General features: G+C 67.3%; 17 protein-coding genes. 8 read left to right on the forward strand and 9 right to left on the reverse strand.

Annotated elements, in window-relative coordinates; all coding sequences use genetic code 11:
- Nucleotides 1-31: 31 nt before the first annotated feature.
- Nucleotides 32-313, forward strand: a complete 282-nt coding sequence (locus FGX59_RS29665) for a transposase (protein WP_138471183.1) — start codon at nucleotides 32-34, stop codon at nucleotides 311-313.
- 492 nt (nucleotides 314-805) lie between these two features.
- Here the strand turns inward: FGX59_RS29665 and FGX59_RS29670 are convergent, their stop codons facing one another.
- Genes FGX59_RS29670 through FGX59_RS29680 form a run of 3 tightly spaced genes read right to left on the reverse strand, consistent with a single transcriptional unit; the run spans nucleotide 806 to nucleotide 2,744 of the window.
- On the reverse strand, nucleotides 806-1,810 hold the full coding sequence (locus FGX59_RS29670) for an ABC transporter substrate-binding protein (protein ID WP_171060886.1): 1,005 nt from the start codon (nucleotides 1,808-1,810) through the stop codon (nucleotides 806-808).
- Between the two features lie 54 nt (nucleotides 1,811-1,864).
- Nucleotides 1,865-2,290 carry a nuclear transport factor 2 family protein gene (locus tag FGX59_RS29675; RefSeq protein ID WP_138471187.1) on the reverse strand — a complete coding sequence of 142 codons (426 nt, stop codon included), beginning with the start codon at nucleotides 2,288-2,290 and terminating at the stop codon, nucleotides 1,865-1,867.
- The gene (locus tag FGX59_RS29680; protein ID WP_138471189.1) at nucleotides 2,280-2,744 is read right to left on the reverse strand and encodes a nuclear transport factor 2 family protein; all 465 of its coding nucleotides are present in this window, start codon (nucleotides 2,742-2,744) and stop codon (nucleotides 2,280-2,282) included. The genes FGX59_RS29675 and FGX59_RS29680 overlap by 11 nt, the downstream gene beginning before the upstream one ends.
- A 177-nt stretch (nucleotides 2,745-2,921) precedes the next feature.
- Between FGX59_RS29680 and FGX59_RS29685 the strand changes: the two genes are divergently transcribed.
- Entirely contained in the window at nucleotides 2,922-3,869 is a 948-nt protein-coding gene (locus FGX59_RS29685) for an aldo/keto reductase (protein WP_138471191.1), read from the forward strand.
- 65 nt (nucleotides 3,870-3,934) lie between these two features.
- Here the strand turns inward: FGX59_RS29685 and FGX59_RS29690 are convergent, their stop codons facing one another.
- Nucleotides 3,935-5,125 carry a beta-propeller fold lactonase family protein gene (locus FGX59_RS29690; RefSeq protein ID WP_171060887.1) on the reverse strand — a complete coding sequence of 397 codons (1,191 nt, stop codon included), beginning with the start codon at nucleotides 5,123-5,125 and terminating at the stop codon, nucleotides 3,935-3,937.
- Between the two features lie 255 nt (nucleotides 5,126-5,380).
- Between FGX59_RS29690 and FGX59_RS29695 the strand changes: the two genes are divergently transcribed.
- The 4 genes from FGX59_RS29695 to FGX59_RS29710 are packed head-to-tail and all read left to right on the forward strand — an operon-like array spanning nucleotide 5,381 to nucleotide 9,033.
- Nucleotides 5,381-6,211 carry an ABC transporter permease gene (locus FGX59_RS29695; protein ID WP_171060888.1) on the forward strand — a complete coding sequence of 277 codons (831 nt, stop codon included), beginning with the start codon at nucleotides 5,381-5,383 and terminating at the stop codon, nucleotides 6,209-6,211.
- Between the two features lie 47 nt (nucleotides 6,212-6,258).
- Complete coding sequence (locus FGX59_RS29700; RefSeq protein ID WP_206078473.1) at nucleotides 6,259-7,083, forward strand: ABC transporter ATP-binding protein; 825 nt, start codon at nucleotides 6,259-6,261, stop codon at nucleotides 7,081-7,083.
- Entirely contained in the window at nucleotides 7,070-7,813 is a 744-nt protein-coding gene (locus FGX59_RS29705; RefSeq protein WP_138471197.1) for a GntR family transcriptional regulator, read from the forward strand. Before FGX59_RS29700 ends, FGX59_RS29705 begins: the two co-directional genes overlap by 14 nt.
- Before the next feature lie 11 nt (nucleotides 7,814-7,824).
- A complete protein-coding gene (locus FGX59_RS29710) occupies nucleotides 7,825-9,033 on the forward strand; it encodes an MFS transporter (protein WP_240722797.1) in 1,209 nt (402 codons plus the stop codon).
- Here FGX59_RS29710 and FGX59_RS29715 read toward each other — a convergent pair.
- The gene (locus FGX59_RS29715; RefSeq protein WP_138471200.1) at nucleotides 9,030-9,710 is read right to left on the reverse strand and encodes a GntR family transcriptional regulator; all 681 of its coding nucleotides are present in this window, start codon (nucleotides 9,708-9,710) and stop codon (nucleotides 9,030-9,032) included. The two genes, FGX59_RS29710 and FGX59_RS29715, sit on opposite strands and share 4 nt — an antisense overlap.
- Before the next feature lie 235 nt (nucleotides 9,711-9,945).
- Between FGX59_RS29715 and FGX59_RS29720 the strand changes: the two genes are divergently transcribed.
- On the forward strand, nucleotides 9,946-10,323 hold the full coding sequence (locus tag FGX59_RS29720) for a hypothetical protein (protein ID WP_138471202.1): 378 nt from the start codon (nucleotides 9,946-9,948) through the stop codon (nucleotides 10,321-10,323).
- Nucleotides 10,324-10,357: 34 nt separating this feature from the next.
- Here FGX59_RS29720 and FGX59_RS29725 read toward each other — a convergent pair whose 3' ends face one another.
- Genes FGX59_RS29725 through FGX59_RS29735 form a run of 3 tightly spaced genes read right to left on the reverse strand, consistent with a single transcriptional unit; the run spans nucleotide 10,358 to nucleotide 14,389 of the window.
- Nucleotides 10,358-11,551, reverse strand: coding sequence for a beta-propeller fold lactonase family protein (locus FGX59_RS29725; RefSeq protein ID WP_171060889.1), 1,194 nt, complete (start codon nucleotides 11,549-11,551; stop codon nucleotides 10,358-10,360).
- Complete coding sequence (locus FGX59_RS29730; protein WP_138471206.1) at nucleotides 11,499-13,595, reverse strand: 3-hydroxyacyl-CoA dehydrogenase NAD-binding domain-containing protein; 2,097 nt, start codon at nucleotides 13,593-13,595, stop codon at nucleotides 11,499-11,501. Before FGX59_RS29730 ends, FGX59_RS29725 begins: the two co-directional genes overlap by 53 nt.
- Nucleotides 13,592-14,389, reverse strand: coding sequence for an enoyl-CoA hydratase/isomerase family protein (locus FGX59_RS29735; protein WP_138471208.1), 798 nt, complete (start codon nucleotides 14,387-14,389; stop codon nucleotides 13,592-13,594). The genes FGX59_RS29730 and FGX59_RS29735 overlap by 4 nt, the downstream gene beginning before the upstream one ends.
- A 189-nt stretch (nucleotides 14,390-14,578) precedes the next feature.
- Between FGX59_RS29735 and FGX59_RS29740 the strand changes: the two genes are divergently transcribed.
- Complete coding sequence (locus FGX59_RS29740) at nucleotides 14,579-15,826, forward strand: LysR family transcriptional regulator (RefSeq protein WP_138471210.1); 1,248 nt, start codon at nucleotides 14,579-14,581, stop codon at nucleotides 15,824-15,826.
- Here the strand turns inward: FGX59_RS29740 and selB are convergent.
- Complete coding sequence (gene selB / locus FGX59_RS29745) at nucleotides 15,823-17,793, reverse strand: selenocysteine-specific translation elongation factor (protein ID WP_138471212.1); 1,971 nt, start codon at nucleotides 17,791-17,793, stop codon at nucleotides 15,823-15,825. The genes FGX59_RS29740 and selB overlap by 4 nt on opposite strands.
- Between the last annotated feature and the right edge of the window lie 104 nt (nucleotides 17,794-17,897).

Below are 17,897 nucleotides of genomic sequence, written 5' to 3' on the forward strand. Positions count from 1 at the left end.
GGCACTGCGTTCGGCCCGCTCACTCTGACCAATGGCGTTCGGGGCCTCACTCCTCGACAACCTGGCGACACATCGCAACAAGGAAGCCACGCAAGCCCTGCGCGAGCATGGCTGCTGGTTCCTCTACCTGCCGCCATACTCGCCTGATCTGAACCCCATCGAGCAGGCGTTCTCGAAGCTGAAGGCCCACCTTCGGAAAATCGGGGCGAGAACCTTCACCGAGGTCTTCGAGGCCATCGGCACAATCTGCAATCTGTACGAACCATCCGAATGCTGGAACTACTTCAAGGCAGCCGGATATGTCGCAAGTTAAAACCGAAATGCTCTAGTCGAAATTCTCACGCACCTTCGGGCCGACCGGGCTCTGGTCCGACCTCGGCCAGGACGAGGCCTATGGTGCGGTGCAGGCACGGACCGCAATGGCACGGTCGCAGATCAACGCGGCCAGGGCCGACCTGGATTTTGACGGCTACGAAAACTCTGCCTCGAAGATCACGACCCCGGCGACACTGGCCTTCAGCCTGCCCGGGGCAATGCCGCCATCCGTCTGAAGGGCACCTGGACCCGCACGAACGGGGACGAGAACAAGACCTATGCGGATAGCGAAGCGATCAGCGGGCTGGCCTCCATCCTCTTCATGCCGATGGCAGGCACGCTCCTTGGCTTCGGGCTAGTGGGCTGCCACGTATGGCGGCTATGGCGCCGCCAATGCGCCCTTCAGCATCGCCGCGCAGAAGCGGCTGGCGCGGCCCAAGGGAATGCCCAAGGCCTGACCTGCCCGTCGGACAGGGCAGGCCCTGTGCCGCTACCCTTCGGAGGGCGCGACGGTCGCATCGACATAGTCGTCGATCGACATGCCCTCTGCCTTGGGCGTCGCGGCGACGAGGGACGGCATCATTGCCGAGATGGCCGACACGTTCAGGCGCGCGGTCGAGGACCAAGTGTAGCCGTTCCCGGGACCGGTGCCGACCCTGATCGTGTCCCGGCAGCGGCCTTCGGAAGAGCCGCTCTTGACGCAGGATGCCACGGCCTCTTCGGGATTCGCACGTATCCAGTCGGCGCCGCGCCCGATTGCGCCGAGAAACCGCGTCAGCGCTTCCTTGTTGCCGTCGATCAGATCCTGCGAGGCAAAGATCGCGGCGGACACGAAGGGCACGGGGCTTTCCTCGGCGCTGACGATGATGCGGCCCGCCTCGCGCTCGGGCAGCGAGGTCAAGGTCATTTCGATGCCGTCGACCTTGCCGGAGACCAGCGCGCTGAGGCGGCTCGGCGGCGAGCCCAACGGCACCCACTCGACGTCATCCGGACCGATCCCGTAGGCCTCGAGAACCGCCATGCTGTAGATATGGTCCCCCGCATTGTGGCTCGAGATGCCGTAGCGCTTGCCGCGCAGCTGCGACGGATCGGAAATCCCGTCGCCGCCGAGGATGACATAGTTGTTGTCGGTGAACTCCCCGATCAGCTTGCCCTTGGTCAGCCCGTTCGCGATCGACCCCATGTACTGGCTGGCGGCCCCGAGCCCGATCTGGACGTCGCCGCGGGCAATCGCGGCGGACATGGTGGCGGCGCCGCCCGCCATGGTGAGATATTCCACCTCGAGCCCGGCCTCCTCGAAATATCCTAGGACTTCGGCCACGAAAAGCGGCGTTGCCGAGCTGATCCCGTCCGATCCGGCGACGACCAGCCTGACCTTGTCGTCGCTGTCTGCCGGGGCCTGCCCTACCATCGCCGCGGCCAGTCCCATGGCTGCAAGTCCGGTGCGCAGCCCGATCCGGGTCCTTGCCGTCCTGCCTTGATTGATCTGCGTCATCATCTTTTCTCCTCCCTTGCCGGGCGCTTGGGAGCCCGGTTCCCTTTCATGTGCTCAACGGTTAAGTTCGACCACGCGGCGGAGGTGAAACCTCCAGCGCCCGTTTTCCTGCCGCAGTTCGTCTTCCTTTCCGGTCAGATCGGCGATCTTGAAATCCGCGCCGTCGCGGTCGATGCTCATCTGGTAGGATTGCGCCGCCGCGCCTTCGGGCGTTGCGCGGATGAGAATGTTGCTGACCCAGTGCGCGCGGTTGTGCACCTGCGGCTTGTCCCGCCAGCGGCGTTCGGCGAAGGCGACGAGATTGCCGCGCCCGATGACCGGCGGCTTGTTGCGGCCGCAGAATTGTCCATCCTCGGTGAACAGCGCGCCCCATGCCGCGGCGTTGCCGGTATCTTCGTGATAGCTGTATTCCGAGATCAACTCCTGGATCTCGATCTTGTCCGCCGCGGTGAGCGGCCTTGCGATGGTTTCAGCGGTCATTCTGCCTGGTTCCTCCTTGCGGTCTTTCGTTTTCCTGCGTGCGGGCGCCGGATGGCAGCCGGGAAATGTCGCGGTGCATGATTTTCCAGGCCCCGTCTGTCCGGCGAAGATCGTAGATGCGGTCCGAAAGGCTGGCGATCGACAGCCCGTCCGGTGTCCGGCGCAGGATCATGCCGTAATGTCTGGCCCGCGCGCCTCCGGCCACTGGTTCGATCAGCGTTCCGCCCATCCAATGGGCGGTGCCTCGCGCCGAAGGGAGCGCCGCCCTGCTGCGCGAGCCTTCCAGAAGTTCGGCATGTCCCCGCATCAGCTTTCCGGAGCCATTCCGGCAGCTTCCGTCCGGAGCAAACAGCCGGGCCCAGCCTTCGGCATCGCCGGCATCTTCGCAATGGCTCCAGCGGGACACGATTTCCGCGATCTCCAGGCGGTCTTCTGCGCTCAGATGTTCTGCCATGGCTTCCTCCTTGCACAGGCTTGCCGCGGACGGGCCGCGCAGTCCTGATCCCTGCGAAAGCAGCTAAGGGGCCACACGCTATATTGTCAAATAAAATGTTGACAATATCGTTCATTATGGCGCAGCCTTCGCATGAAACGCTTTTGTTTCAGATGGATAGGGAGGTTTTTGGGATAGATGCAGACACGTCAGATCGGATCGATCAATGTCTCAACCATCGGAATTGGATGCAACAATTTCGGTCGCCAGCTGGAACTCGAGGCCACGCGCGGAGTTGTCGAAGCGGCCCTGGATGCAGGCGTGGCCTTCTTCGATACCGCCGACAGCTACGGCAGCCCGCCCACGACCAGCGAATCGTTTCTCGGCGAAATCCTGGGGCCGCGCCGCAATGACATCGTGCTGGCCACGAAATTCGGCCGGGTTCTCGACGACCGCAGGAAAGGCGCGGGCGCTGCCTATGTGCGGCAGGCCGCCGAGGCGAGCCTGACCCGGCTGCGCACCGACCGAATCGACCTCATGCAGCTTCACATCCCCGATCCCTCGGTGCCGATCGAGGAAACGCTCGGGGCGCTGGCAGAGCTGCTGCGGGAGGGCAAGATCCTGGAGATCGGATGCTCGAATTTCGGCGCGGGCGAGCTGGCGGCGGCGCAGGCGGCCGCGGCCGCGGCCGGATTGCCGCGTTTCGCGTCGACTCAGGACGAGCTCAGCGCGCTCTGCCGCAGCCGGGCGGAGCCGATTCTGGCGGAATGCCGCCGCACCGGCACGCGCTTCCTGCCGTTCCGGCCGCTCTTCAACGGACTGCTTTCCGGCAAGTACCGCCCCGGCGCTCCGCTTCAGGGAAAATCGCGCATCGGAACGAAATCCGCGGCGGCACAGGCAGAGATCCTGTCGCCGGACAATCTTGAGAAGGTGGACGCACTCGCGCGCTACGCGGCGGATCACGGGCGAAGCCTGCTCGAGCTGGCCATAGGCTGGCTGCTTGCGCATCCGGAAGTGCCGTCGGTGATCGCCGGCGTCAGCTCGCCGGCGCAAGTACGTTCCAATGTGGCGGCGTCGGATTGGTCGATTGCCCCGGGCCAGATGGCGGAAATCGAGGGCATTCTTTCGGCCTCGCAGGCCGCCTGAAGCGGCAGGGCCGGGCGGGGAAGGCCGCTCCGCATGCGGAGCGGCGTTCCTCTCGCCCGGCGGCCTCAGCCCGCGATTCCCATCCACCAGATCATTTCGCGTCCGGTGTCGATGTCATGCCGGCGCCGGAAGGTCAGCGTGCCGTCCGGACCGACGCGGAACACCGCGAGATTTGCCGGGACGGCGCGGCGCAGCCCCTGTTCCTCGAAGATCGTTGGTGCAAGATTTCCCGCGACCAGGCTCTGTCCGTCCGGCGTCAGCGCGAAACAACGCGGATGCAGCCCGTGGCTGTCGGCGGTCTGGACCAGTTCGGGGAGGCCGTCGGGCCTCAGCCGGAAGACCGAAATGCTGTTCTCGCCGCCCGGAAAGACCGGAACCGGGTCCGGCACGATCCAGGACGGCCCTGCATGGCCGCCGACATAGCCGTCATTGCGGTTTGCCGTGTAGACGATGCCGCCCTGCGGATGCATGTGCACGGTGCCGCAATCTTGCCGCGGCTTCTGCTGCATGGGGTTTTGCAGGGTCGTCGGACTGGCCAGCGGAACTGGGTCGAACCCGTCGCCGCGAAGGCGGAACACGGCCAGTTCATTCTGCTCTTCCAGCGCGACATAGGCGAGAGGCAGCTCGGGATGGAAATCGAGATGACGCGGATTGAAGCCGCGGGGAGCGAGTTCGAGCCCCGGGGAAACCGTCCCGGCGTTTTCCAAGACATCCCCGTCGAAACGGAAGACGTTAAGCGAACCGGCGCGGTAGTCCGGCGTGCCGAACCCTTTCGCCCCGCGCTCGACCAGCACGGCTGTCCCGCCCGAGGGCAGGACGCGCACCTGGTGCGGCTTGGCGCCGAAGCGGAACCCTGCCGCCTGCGGCTTCTCGGCGCCGAGGGTTCCGTCGGGCAGCAAGCGATGGACCATGATGCCGGGGTTCCCGCCGAAGGCCGTCAGCAGATGCGTGCCCGCCGGGTCGGTGCACAGATGGATCGGGCGGGCCGACAGCTCTGCGGGCTCGGCCGCCAAGCTCAGCCCCCCGTCCCGGCCGCGCGCCAGGACGCAGATCTGGAACGGCCTTTCCCGTCCTGCCGCGCTGCGATCGGCACAGGCGGCGTAGAGAATCGGCAGATGCGGATGCGGCCAAGCATATTGCACCCGCTCCGGCAGCGCGATGTCGTCCCTGGGCACCAGCTCGCCGTCGATCGGAGAGATCGCGAAGCTCAGCATCCGGCGGCCGACTGCCACGTAGAGGATGGCTGGGCGTTCCATCTCTTCCCGGAGCGGGGAGGGAGACTCCTGTGCCGCCGGTTCATCCGGTTCCGCGAAATTCCTGTCCATGCCGTCTTCTCCGTTCCTGCGCCGCCGGATCGCGCCCGGCAGACATTGCCAAACATATTGTCAACAATAACGCCAACACTATTGAAGACAACCTGATTCCGGTCTAGCCTGCGAATGCGGGTCGGAGAATCCGCGGTCCGCACCGTCCCGGGAGGAGGGGCAGTGCAGACGAACAGGGAGGAAAACATGACAATGCAGCATTCCGCGCGCGCCGGAGGCTTGGCCTCGGCCCGCAATGCCACCGCAGCCTGGCTCTTGCACCATGCCACCATCGGCCGTCCGGCCTTGCTGGGCACCCTTTCCATGGCGACGATCGTGCTCGCCTGGCAAATCTCGGCGACATTCGGCTTCATAGACACGCTGTTCCTACCGCCCCCGACAGAGATCATGCGGGCGCTGGTAGAGGTCGTGACAAGCGACACTTTCCCGCGCGACCTGCAGACGTCGGCGTATGAATTCGGGCTTGGCCTGGGTATCTCGATCTTGGTGGGCGGCACGCTGGGCGTCCTTGCGGGCTGGTACCGGCCGTTCGACGAGCTGCTCCGTCCGATCGTCATCGCGGTGAATTCCGTGCCGAATCTTGCGCTGATCCCGATCATCATCCTGCTCTTCGGGATCGGCACGACCTCGAAGATTGTCCTGGTGTTGCTGTCCTGCATCGTTGTCATGGAGATGAACACCCAGGCTGGCGTAGAGAATGTCGACCGCCAGCTCAAGCGCATGGCGCGCAGCTTCGGCGCTACCGACCGCCAGCTGATCCGCACGGTGGTGCTGCCTGGAATGGTCCCCTTCTTCATGACTGGGGTCCGGATCTGCGTGGGCAAGGCGGTGGTCGCCGTCGCGGTAGCCGAGTTGTTCGGATCGGTCGCGGGCCTAGGCAACATCCTGATCAAGGCGCAGAGCGAGATGAACATGGCGGTCATGTATGCCGCGGTCGTGCTGCTGACGGTGATCGGGATTGCCCTGACCCAGACCGCCGTGCTGCTGGAAAGGCTGCTGACGCGATGGAAAGACTGATGGACGGGTATTCTGGAGTTGCACATCTCAATGACGAGGAGTCCGCAATGGGGATGATGGACAAGTTGCCGTCGGAGACGGCGCCGGAAGACGGCCGGGCAGTCAAGCTCGACGTGCGAGGATCGCGCGTGAGCTTCCCTTCGAAAAAGGGCCGCTTCGTCGCGGTCGACGGAATCGACCTGGCTGTGAAAGAGGGCGAATTCGTCGCCATCGTCGGGCCCAGCGGGAGCGGCAAGAGCACCTTCCTCATGGCCCTCGACGGGCTGGTTCCTCTATCCGGAGGCACGATCACCGTCGAAGGGAAGGAAGTCTACGGGCCGGGGCCGGACCGTGCGGTCGTGTTCCAGGAAGCTTGCCTGCTGCCCTGGCGCACAGTGCTCGACAATGTAGCATACGGCTTGGAACTGCGTGGGCGTCCGAAGGCGGAGCGCCATGCGGTGGCGCGCGACCTGATCCAGCTCAGCGGCCTGGCGGGTTTCGAGCAGTTCTATCCCCGCCAGCTCTCGGGGGGCATGCGCCAGAGGGTGAACATCGCCCGTGCCCTGGCAGCGGACCCTGCGGTACTCATGCTTGACGAACCCTTCTCCGGGCTGGACGCACAGACCCGCGAAACCATGCAGGGCGAGTTGCTGAAGATCTGGGACGAACGCAAGAAGACCGCCATTTTCGTCACGCATCAGATCGACGAGGCCGTCTACCTGGCCGATCGCGTGATCGCCTTCTCGAAATGTCCGGCCAGGATCGTCGCCGAGTGGGAGATCCCTTTTCCGAGGCCGCGTCCGCTCTCGATCAAGCACTCCGACGAGCACCGCCGCATCGAGAACGAGATCTGGAAGGTGCTGCAGCGCGAGGGCGCCTTTGCAGCGCACTGATCCGGCAGCGCCGGCCGGGGAAGAAGGCGGAAAAGCCGTCCCCCGGCCTGACTGGGCGGAAATCGCGTCGCTGCTGCGCGATGGCATCCGCGATCACCGCCTGGTGCCCGGCCAGAGGCTGGTGGAGACCGAGCTTGCAGCCCGGCTGGGCGCTAGCCGCAGCGCTGTACGCGCGGCTCTGATGGCGCTGAGCGTGGAGGGCATCGTCGAGCGGGTGCCGAACCGCGGCGCGAGGGTGCGGGTTCTCGGCCTCGCCGAGGCGCTGCAGATAGCGGAGATCCGGCTGGCCGTCGAAACGGCCTGCGCCCGCAGCGCTGCCCTGCGCGCGACCGAGGACGAGCTGCGCGAACTCGGCGGCCTTGCCGCCCGGCTCGCGGAGCTGTGCGACGGGTCCGGCACGGAGGAGTTCATCCGCGTTGTCCGCATCATTCGCGAACGCATCGTGGAGATCTCCGGGCAGGAGGTTGCGGCGGAACTGCTGAAACAGCTGCGCCACCGGATGATCGGACAGCCGTGGCTCCTGACCCGCCGGCCGGGGCGCTGTCGCGCAACCCTCGGCTTCTGGCAGGATTTGGTGGCGGCGCTTGCGGCGCATGATCCCGAGGCCGCCGCCCATGCGCTCGAACTCCATGCCGCCGGGGTGATGCATGCGATGAGGCTGCTCTGCGACAGCGGTCAGCCTCTGCTCGCGCGATCTCCGGTCAGCGGCCCCTGCGCGCGGGGCTGGTGATGGGAGCCAAGATGTTTGCCGCGCTGCGCCACCGCAACTACCGGCTCTTCTGGATCGGGACGCTCGTCTCCAACAGCGGCGACTGGATGGACCAGATCGCGCTCAACTGGCTGGTGGTCTCGCTGACCGGCAGTCCGTTCCATCTTGCGCTGCTGAACCTGTGCCGTGCCTTGCCGATCCTTGCCTTCACGCTTGTGGGCGGGGCGGTCGCCGATCGCGCCGAGCGGCGGCGGATGCTGATGGCGACACAGGGCTGCGCAATGCTGCTCGCCGTTCTGCTGGCTTGCCTGGCCTTTGCCGGAAACCCGCCGGTCTGGACGGTGATGCTGCTGGCGGCGGCGCGCGGAACGGTGGTGGCCTTCAACCTGCCGGCCCGGCATTCGCTGGTGCCCGAACTCGTGCCTGCCGGGGACTTGCCCAACGCTGTCGCGCTGAATTCCATGACGGTGAACATGACCAAGGTCGCCGGTCCTGCCCTGGCCGGGATAGTCATTGCCATCTTGGGGCTTCCCGCCTGCTTCGCGCTCAATGCGCTGAGCTTCACCGTGGTTCTTGCCACGCTGGCGCGGATGCAGCTGCCCGGGACGGGCCTCCGTGCTGTCCGGCAGGAAAGCATGGCCCGATCGATCCGCGAAGGGCTTGCCTTCACCGCGGGCGACAAGCGGCTGCTCCTGCTTCTGGCGGCCGCGCTGGTGCCGACTTTCTTCGGGCAGCCATACATGGCGCTCCTGACGCTTTTCGCGCATGACGTCTACCGCATCGGTCCCGACGGCCTGGGCCTTCTCAGCGCCTGCGCCGGGGCAGGATCGGCAGCAGGCGGCGCCCTTCTGGCCGCCCGCCCGGTCTGGGCCTCCTCGCAGCGTGCGATGCTCGCCTTCATGGTGCTACTCGGACTTTTCCTGCTGCTTTTCGCCGTCGCGCAGGATCTTGCGGCCGCCGTTCCCCTGCTTTTCTGCGCAGGGGCGATGCTCGTCGCCTGCAATGCCTCCGTCATGACGCTTCTCCAGATCTCGGTGCCCGGACACATGCGGGGCCGGGTTCTGTCGGTCATGCTGCTCAACCGGGGGCTTTCGCAAGTTGGAGTGGCAGCTCTGGCGGCCTTGGCGGGTCTCGCCGGCGTGCAGGCCGCGGTTGCCTGCGCGGGGCTGGCTATTGCGATGCTGGGCGGCGCATTCCTTGCCGCCAGCCCCCTGGGCCGCAGGCAGCAGGCGGCGGGCTAGCCGAGCTTCCCGTAGCCGCGCTCGAGGATGGAGAGTTCGGTGGCGATCGAGCGCATGGTTTCGCGCACATTGGCGACATGCGCTTCCACCGCGGCCCCGGCCGCAGCGGCATCGCGCCGGGCGAATGCACTGACCAGTGCTTCCCAGTAGGGCAGGGTGGCCTGGGGGCGTCCGGGCCGGTAGGTCAGCCGGTAGGTGTGCCCCGCCATCTGGTCGCGCAGCCTGGAAATGATGCCGCGGGCCACCGGCTGGTCTGCGGCCTCCAGGTATATCTCGCGGATCTGGTTGGTCGCGGCCGCAAAGCCCTGGATGTCATTGCTGCGTGCCAGCGCCCCGAGCCGTTCCAGCAGCGCCCGCATTTCCGCGATCTGGGCGTCGCTCAGGCGTTCCGTCGCGCGCTGCACGCAGAGCCGTTCGACCACGAGCCGCGCTTCTGCCATGTGCAGCGCCTCTTCCAGCCCGACTACCCTGACCCGGGCGCCTCGGTTCGCGACGCGTTCCACCAGCCCCTCCTTGGCCAGATCCATCAGGGCTGCGCGCACCGTCGCCCGGCTGGTGCCGAGCAGTTCGGAAAGTTCGCCTTCCACGAGCCGCTGGCCGGGGATCAGGCGGCTTGCGCGGATTTCCTCGCGGATTGCTTCAACGACATCGGCCTGCGACATAGTCTTGGTGGTCATATGCACTTCCTGGTCCGGAAATTCTGCGGGCAACTGTGCGCACTATAAACCAAAATATTTCGTCAACAATATTGAAGGCGATCCCAGGGGCCAATGGGGAGGCTTGAGAGGCGGCGGATGCGGCGGATTTTGTCCAGCCGGCCTGCGCTTTTGTGATGCCGCCTTTGAGAACCGGTTCCGGCCCGGCATCCTCGGCGCAAGCACGCCCGGAAGGGTGCCAGAAGGGAGTGACAACATGAGCTACGATGCCGATGCGATCAGCCGCCTGCAGGCGCGGGACCGGTACGAAACGCGGCTTGCCGGCCAGAGGGGAATAGTGAAGGATCTTGAGCGCGACAACGTGATCGTGCATGTGGGCAACCCGATCGGTTCCGTGACCGGTTGGGTGGGCACGATCTTCTGGCAGGTCTGGGTGGACCCGGCAGATGCGGCCGGCACGGTCCATGCCCGGATCGGCGAGGCGGAACCCGAGACCTGGGAGATGGAGGCAGATGCCGCGATTCCGGTTCTGCTCGACATGGCCAAGGACAGGGTGCTGGAGCAGGCCCATGCGGCGCGCGAGGCAAGGCTTGCCGCGGCAAGGAAAGGCCTCGCGGCGCTGTCCGCAACCTGAAGGACGTTCCGGCGCAGCCCGGCCCGGCTGCGCCTCACGCCGCCACGATGCAGCCGGGCGCGGGCAGGCGAACGCTCGAAGCGCGGCGCGTGGGCACTCCGTCCGGGCCTAGTTCGAAGACGGCCAGTTCCCTGCTCTGCACAGCGGCGACGCAAAGGCTGTCCCCCGCCACCAGCAGTCCGCGCGGATTGCGCACGCTGAGAGGGAACAGGCCGCGAGGGCTAAGCGTGCCGTCCTCGGCCACCGCGTGGACGGCCAATGCCTCCGGCCCGCGGATCAGCGTGTAGAGCACGCGTCCCCCCTTCGCGAAGGCGATGTCGGAGCACATTGGCCGCGCATCATTTCCGGCAAGGCCGGACAGGTCCTGCTCGAACGCCAGTTCCGCCAGGCCGTTCGGCCCGAGCGCATAGGCTTGCAGAAGCGGCGCGGTTTCGAAATCCACCATGAAGAGCGGCAGCCGGGGATGGAAGGCCGCGTAGCGCGGGGAACTGCCGGGCGGGGCGGCGATCTCCTGCCGCTGCGCGATCTGGCCGTCCTCGATCGCGAGGATGCGGATCCGGTCGGCGCCCTTGTCGCAGACGACGTACAAGTCACGTCCGGGGGCCCGTTTCACGCAATGCAGCTGCGGGTGGCTCTGCGCGGGCAGGGCTCCGCAGCCTTCGAAGGAACAGATGTCCCGCGGCGGACCGATGCTGCCATCCGCCTCCAGCGGGAAGGTGACGATGGCGGCTTCGTCGTGGACCAGCTCGATCCTCCAGCCATCCGGCCCCCGCGCCGTCCGCGTCACAGGCGTGTGCCCGGTGTGATGGGCAACGGCCAGATGCCGCCCGGTGCTGTCCAGGGACGCGTAGCAGGGCAGGGCTCCATAGGAGGGCACGCGGCAGATCTCGTCCAGTGCGCCGGTGCCGGGATCGAGCCGGAAGGCGGCGACCATGCCCCCGCCGCCCAGATGCCGACCCGGCAGGGTCAGCGCCTCGTGCAGGGCATAGAGCACGCCTCGGACTGGATCATGGCAGAGAAAGCCGATGCTGAGTTCCGGGGCGACCGTGCCGAGATTGCGAAGCTCTCCGCTCGGAATGTCGCGCTCCAGCACCGAGATGCCGTAAGCTGGCTCGGGATCCGGCGTCCAGGAAGACGGACCCTTGCGGCGGTTGCCGACATAAAGGAAGCGCGGATCACCCGGCATGGACAGGGTCCGGCAGGCGGGTTGGCTGCCAGAGCGCGCCATCGCCCCGGGCCAGCCGCTCCAGCAGCGGCGGCACATGCCAGCTGGCCGGATCGGCGTCGGACAGTGCGGCTAGCTCGCCGGCGACCGCCGCAAGCCCCCATTCCTCGGCCAGCTTCATCGGACCGCCGCGCCAGCGGGGAAACCCGTAGCCATGGACTTCCACCAGATCGATATCCGCGGCACGGGCTGCGATGCCTTCGCCCAGGATGTCGAAGCTTTCCATCATCATGGCCAGCATCATCCGGCGCTGGATCTCTTCCGGCGGGAAGTTCCGGCGCAGCAGGCCTGCCGCCTGCGAGGATTGAACGACCAGCTCGGCCACCGCCGCCGAGGGCACGGCACGGCCATCTTCGTAGTCGTACCAGCCAGCGCCGGTCTTCCGGCCCAGTCGACCGGCCTTCTCGACCATGAGATCGGCAATCGGAACATGCCGGGTGCCCGCCTCGCGTCCCTTTCTGCGGCGGTTGGCATGAGCAATGTCGAGACCTGACAGATCCTGGGCCGCGTATACTCCCATGGCCATGCCGAACCCGGTGAGGGCGGCATCGATTTCCCAGGGAAGGGCACCTTCGATGAGCATGATGTCGGCCGTCTGGCGGTAGCGCTTGAGGATGCGGTTGCCGATGAACCCGTCGCATATCCCGGCTTCCACCGCGACTTTGCCCAGTCTCCTTGCCAGGGCGAAGCCCGCCGCGAGAGTCCGGGGCGAGGTCTCTGCCGTGCGGACGATTTCCAGCAGCCTCATCACATGGGCCGGCGCAAAGAAATGCAGGCCGAGGAACCGCTCCGGCGCGCGGATGCCGGCCGCAATCTCATCCGGGTCCAGATAGGATGTATTGGTTGCCAGGATCGTGCTGTCCGGAAGCTCCGCGCTCAGCCGGTCGAACAGCGCCCGCTTGACGGCCAGGTCTTCGAAGACCGCTTCGACTGCTAGGTCGACCGGAGGAAGCGCCGCATCCGTGCCGTGAAGGAAGCTGAACTGCTCTTCCAGCCGCCGTGCGGCCTCCGCGGATGCCAGCTTGCCCCGGCGGACGGCGTCGTCGAACAGCTTCGCCACATTGTCGCGCGCGCGCGCAGCGGCTTCGGCATCATGCTCCAGAAGCGTGATCCCGATCCCGGCATTGGAGAGCGCATAGGCAATGGCGGCCCCCATGGTCCCGCCGCCTGCAACCAGCGCGGAACTGATCTGCCTCGCGGGCAGATCGCGCAGCGCAGGCGGCATCCCGGCGGCGCGCTCGGCGAAGAACATGTGGCGCAGGGCGCGTGCCTGGGGCCCGGCGCGCAGGTTCAGGAAGGTCTCGCGTTCGCGCGCAAGCCCCTCCTGAAGGGGCCATTCCGCCGATCCCGCCATCAATTCGATTGCCTTCAGGGGAGCAGTCTGCCCCTTCTGCCGCTTGCGCGACGCAGCCCTCGCCGCTTCGATCGCCTCGGCGTCCGGTTCTGCGGCGGGGAGGGCATCCACGGGCAGGCGCCCGTCCATGCCGATTTCCAGAGCCGCAGCCAGCGGATCCTCGGCAAGCTGATCCACAAGTCCCAGTTCTTCTGCCTCATCTCCCTTGACCAGCCTACCGGAAGCCACGAGAGGCACAGCGCGGGACAGACCGATCAGCCGCGGCAGCCGCTGCGTGCCTCCCGACCCCGGAACGACGCCCAGGGTGACCTCGGGCAGTCCCAGAAGGGCATCCGGCGCGGCGATCCGCACGCGGCAGGCCAGCGCAATCTCGAAACCGCCGCCTAGCGCCGACCCGTTGATCGCGGCCACGGCCGGAAGTGCCATGATCCGGGCCAGGACGTCGGGCAGATGCGGTTCCAGCGCGGGGCCGTCGAATTCCTTCGCATCCGCTCCGGCCACGAAAGCCCGGCCCGCGCCGGTGAGGACCACGCGCTCCGCGCGTCCGGCCCCGATCTCGGCCGCCGCGAAATCGAGCGCCTCGGCCAGGCCGGCCCGGACAGCCTGGCCGATGACGTTGACCGGCGGATTGTCGATCGTGACAAGCACGGCTCTGCCGCGCATCTCGTGACGGACGGGCATCGCGGCGGTCATTTTGATTTCTCCAGGAATGCTTCGATCGCGGCCCTGTGCTCGGCCGAGGTGTAGCAGATCGCCTGGCTGCGGCCGCCGATCGAGAAAATCTCTTCCAGCCCGGTCTCGAAGCTGCTGTTCAGGATGGTCTTGCCGAGCGCCATCGCGGTCTGCGCGCTGTCGTGGAAGCTGGCCGCCCAGTCCAGCGCCTCGGACACGCAGCTTTCCTTCGGGGCGATCCGGTCGGCGAGCCCGATCTGCTGCGCTTCCGCAGCCGCCACCCGGCGCCCGGAATAGATCAGGTCCTTGGCCCGCGACAGCCCGACCCGGCGCGGCAGCAGGTAGAGCGAACCGCCGTCGGGGATAAGGCCGCGCAGGAGATAGCTGATGGCGAAGAAGGCGGTGTCCGCCGCCAGCACGAAATCGCAGGCCAGGGCCAGATCCGCGCCCAGTCCCACGGCGGGACCGTTGACCGCGGCGATGACCGGCTTCGGGAAATTCCGGATCGCCGAAATCGCCTCATGCGTCCGGATCTGGCGGCGCCAGCCGTTGAACCCGACCTCGCCCGGAGGTGCATCGAGCCGCGCGCGCATCGCCGCGATGTCGCCGCCCGCGCAGAAGCTCTTGCCGGCTCCGGTCACGACCACCGCGCGCACCGCCGGATCGGCTTCGAGATCCGCCATCACGCCGAGCAGGCGCTCGCGCAAGGCGTCGTCAATCGCGTTCCGGGTTGCAGGGCGGTTCAGAGTCACCAGTGCAGTGGCGCCGTGCATCTGGAAGATGACCTCGGGATCAGGGCTGGTTTCGCGTGTCATGGCCGCCTCCGCTGAAGGTTTCGTCGGGTGTCGGCCCTGTCTAGGCGCAAGCTTCCGCATGCCGTCAGACGAAAGGCGTGATGCAGGGCCCGGCTTTTGTGATCGTTTCCCGCATGTCCGCGGATCCGGTTGGACATCACAGAATTCGCAGGCTAGCCTGCGGCCCGGCGCAATCGGAGCGGGGAAGCCATGGTTCAGCCGGAAATTGGGCGGGACGACCTCGCCCTGCAGCTCCAGAACATGAGGGTGTTCCTGGCGGTGTCCGAAGCCGGCAGCATTGCGCAGGCCGCCCAGGCCCTGTTCAAGGCACCTTCGGCCGTATCCCGGTCGGTCGTCGAGCTCGAGCGCTCGCTCGGAGTGAAGGTTTTCGAGCGCAATGCCCGCGGCATCATCCAGAACGACTACGGCGCCCTGCTTGCGCGCAGGGCCGGGCGCATCGAGGCGGAACTCGGCGAAGCCGCCGCGGATCTGGCGCGGATCAGGTCGCGCAGCTCGGCGCTGTCTCCGCGCTCGATCCTGCAGCTTCTCTTCAACGGCCGTAAGCTTCAGCTTGTGTCCGTGCTGGCCGAGACCCGGAAGATCTCGACCGCCGCCGCCCGGCTCGGCATCTCGCAGTCCGGGGCAAGCATGGCTCTGTCGCGTCTGGAATCCGCACTCGGTGCAACGCTCTTCGAGCGTGGCATGCAGGGCGTGGTCGCCACCGAGGCGGCCGCCCGGCTTGCGATCCGGGCGCGGCGTGTCTTTGCGGAGCTGCGCCATCTCGCGGCGGACATCTCCGCTTTGGCCGGTTCGCCCTCGGGCACGGTGGTGATCGGGATGTTGCCGCTGGGCCGGACCTATGTCTTTCCCATGGCGATCGCAGAGGCGATTTCCGGGCATCCCGGCATCCACGTCCGGACCATCGACAGCCCTTTTGCCGAGTTGATGGCCGGTCTGCGCTGCGGCGATATCGACATGATCGCGGGGGTGCCCCGCGCCGAGGAGGACCGGACCGGCATCGTGATCGAGCCACTCTTTTCCGACGCGCTGACGGTCGTGGCCCGGCAGGGTCACCCGCTGGCGGGACGGCGCCTGGAACTTGACGAGATGATGGCGAGCGCCTGGGTGCTGCCTTGGCAGAATTCGCCGAGCCGGACCATGTTCGACAACGCCTTCCGCCAGGCGGGACTGCCGCCGCCGCAGCCGTGTGTGGAGTCTGCCGATCTCGCGGTCATCCGGCAGCTGCTGACGGCCAGCAACGCGCTGGCGCTCGTGTCGGCGCGGCAGATGCAGTTCGAGCTGGAGTCAGGGTTGATCGACGAGCTGGATTGCGGCCTTCCGGAGATGAGCCGGGATGTCGGGCTCATCACCCGCGAAGGCGCCATGCTGCCGCCGGTTGCGCAGATTCTGACCGAAGCGATCCGGCGCCAGGCAATCCTGGCCTCTGCCGGAGACTAGCTCCCCTTGCGCCGCCGCGGCGGGCGGGGGGGCAGGTAGTCCCGCCGACCGAGGCCGCGTTCGAGCGCGGCAGCCCGGTCGAGTATCTGCTTCCGTCCGGGCCGGAGCCTGCGCCGGTCGCCCTCGCGCAGCGTCAGGCCGATCCGGTCGAAGAATTCGAGCAGGTCGATGACCAGGTTCCGTCCCGCGCCGCTGGCGTCGCGAAGTTCGGCGGCGGTGAAGCCTCCGGCACCGGAAAGCGCTTCTGCATGGCGCACCAGATGATCCAGCGAAGCGCCGGACAGGAAGCGGGTGTTGGTCAGCCGCCAGATTTCTCCGGTGCCGCGGAGCGGGAGCATCAGGTCGAGGACCCGGGATTCCGGGGCGCCCATGGCGCGCGCGAGATCGCCGGTGCCGAACGACCGCAGCCCGAATTTTTCCGCCGTTGCTGCAAGATGGCGGCGGGCGCGCAGTTCCGCGGCGTCTTCGCCGGGCGCGTGGCCGGGCAGGCTCAGCTTGCGGCCCGCCATTGCGATCCGGCCTTCGCCGGACAGGCAGCGCAGCACGTGGTGCAGGGCCTCGGGCGATAGCCCTTCTGCGGCGCGGGCGGCCGCGGCGAGCGGCAGGCCGCTGCTTTGGGGATGGGCCGCGAGGTGCAGTTCCACCGCTTCGAGAACGGCTTGCGCCGCGGCGTCGACGCGTTCTGCACCGAGCGCCCTGCCGGACCCGAAACGCACGGTCCGGCTTTCGTTCCAGAGCGCTTCTGCCGTGGCCGGGGAAAGGGCAAAGCTCCGTTCGAAGCGGGCGGTGTCGATTTCCTCTCCCAGCGCGAGAAGCCCCGCAAGCGCGGCTGCGGGCGTTCCGCTGTCCATCGCCTTCCAGAAGAGGGCCGGATCGCCGCGCTGGCGGCGCCGTTCCGGAGCGAGCGGGTCGATCACCCGGCCGCCGCCAAGGGTCGTGCGGGCGGCCCGGTCGCGCAGCACGAAGCGGTCTCCGGCAAGTGCGGTAACCGGCGTGTCGGGAACCAGGCGGCACATGGCCTCCCGGCCCGGCGCAATCGCGACCCGGCCGGGGACCAGGATGCGCACGGGCACGGCGGCGGTGCCGTGGTGAAGCGTGGCGAGACTGTTGTGGCGCACGGGCTCGGAGCGGGCCGCGGGAACGGACAGCATGACGGCCAGGCGCTCGCCCGGCACAAACCCCTCCGGCCCGACAAGCCAGTCGCCGCGATGCACCGAGCCGAGTTCGATCCCCGCGAGGTTGACCGCGCCACGCTGTCCCGCAGCCAGCTGCTCAACGGGAGTGCCGTTGCTCTGGAGGCCCCGCACTCGCCAGGCGCTCCCGGCCGGTGCCAGGACCAGCCGGTCGCCGACCGCGACCCGCCCGGTCCTGACGGCCCCTGTGACCACCGTTCCCGCGCCGGCCACGCTGAAGGCGCGGTCGATTGCCAGACGGAAGGTCCGCTCTTCGGCAAGCCGCGCCGGATCGCCCGCCCCGAGGGCGCGCAGCGCGGCGGCAAGACCGGAGATGCCGGCACCTGTTATCGGCGAAACCTCATGGATTGCCGCGCCGGCCAATGGCGTGCCGTCGAGGATCCTGCGCATCTGCTCCGCGACCTCTGCGGTCCGTTCCGGACCTGCCAGATCGATTTTCGTAATGGCGGCGATACCCCGCGAGATGCCGAGCAGCCCGAGGATTTCCAGATGCTCCAGGGTCTGGGGCATGGGCCCGTCATCGGCGGCGACGACGATGAGGGCAGCCTCCGCCGAGGTGGCTCCGGCCAGCATGTTGCGCAGGAAGCGTTCATGACCGGGGACATCGACGAAGCCGATCGTGCCGCCGGCCCCGTCCGGCCAGTAGGCGAAGCCGAGATCGATCGAGATGCCCCGCGCTTTCTCGGCCGGCAGGCGGTCGGTGGCCACGCCGGTCAAGGCTCCGACCAGCCGGGTCTTGCCGTGATCGATATGTCCCGCCGTCGCGATCAGCATGCCTCTGCTCCTCCGCCGTTTCGGACAGGCCTAGCGCCGCGTGTCCGCGGGAGGGAGGCGGAGCTTGGTGATGGAGCTTTCCAATAATGTGATATGGGTTTCCG

The organism is Poseidonocella sp. HB161398 (assembly GCF_005870025.1).
GTDB lineage: Bacteria > Pseudomonadota > Alphaproteobacteria > Rhodobacterales > Rhodobacteraceae > Mangrovicoccus.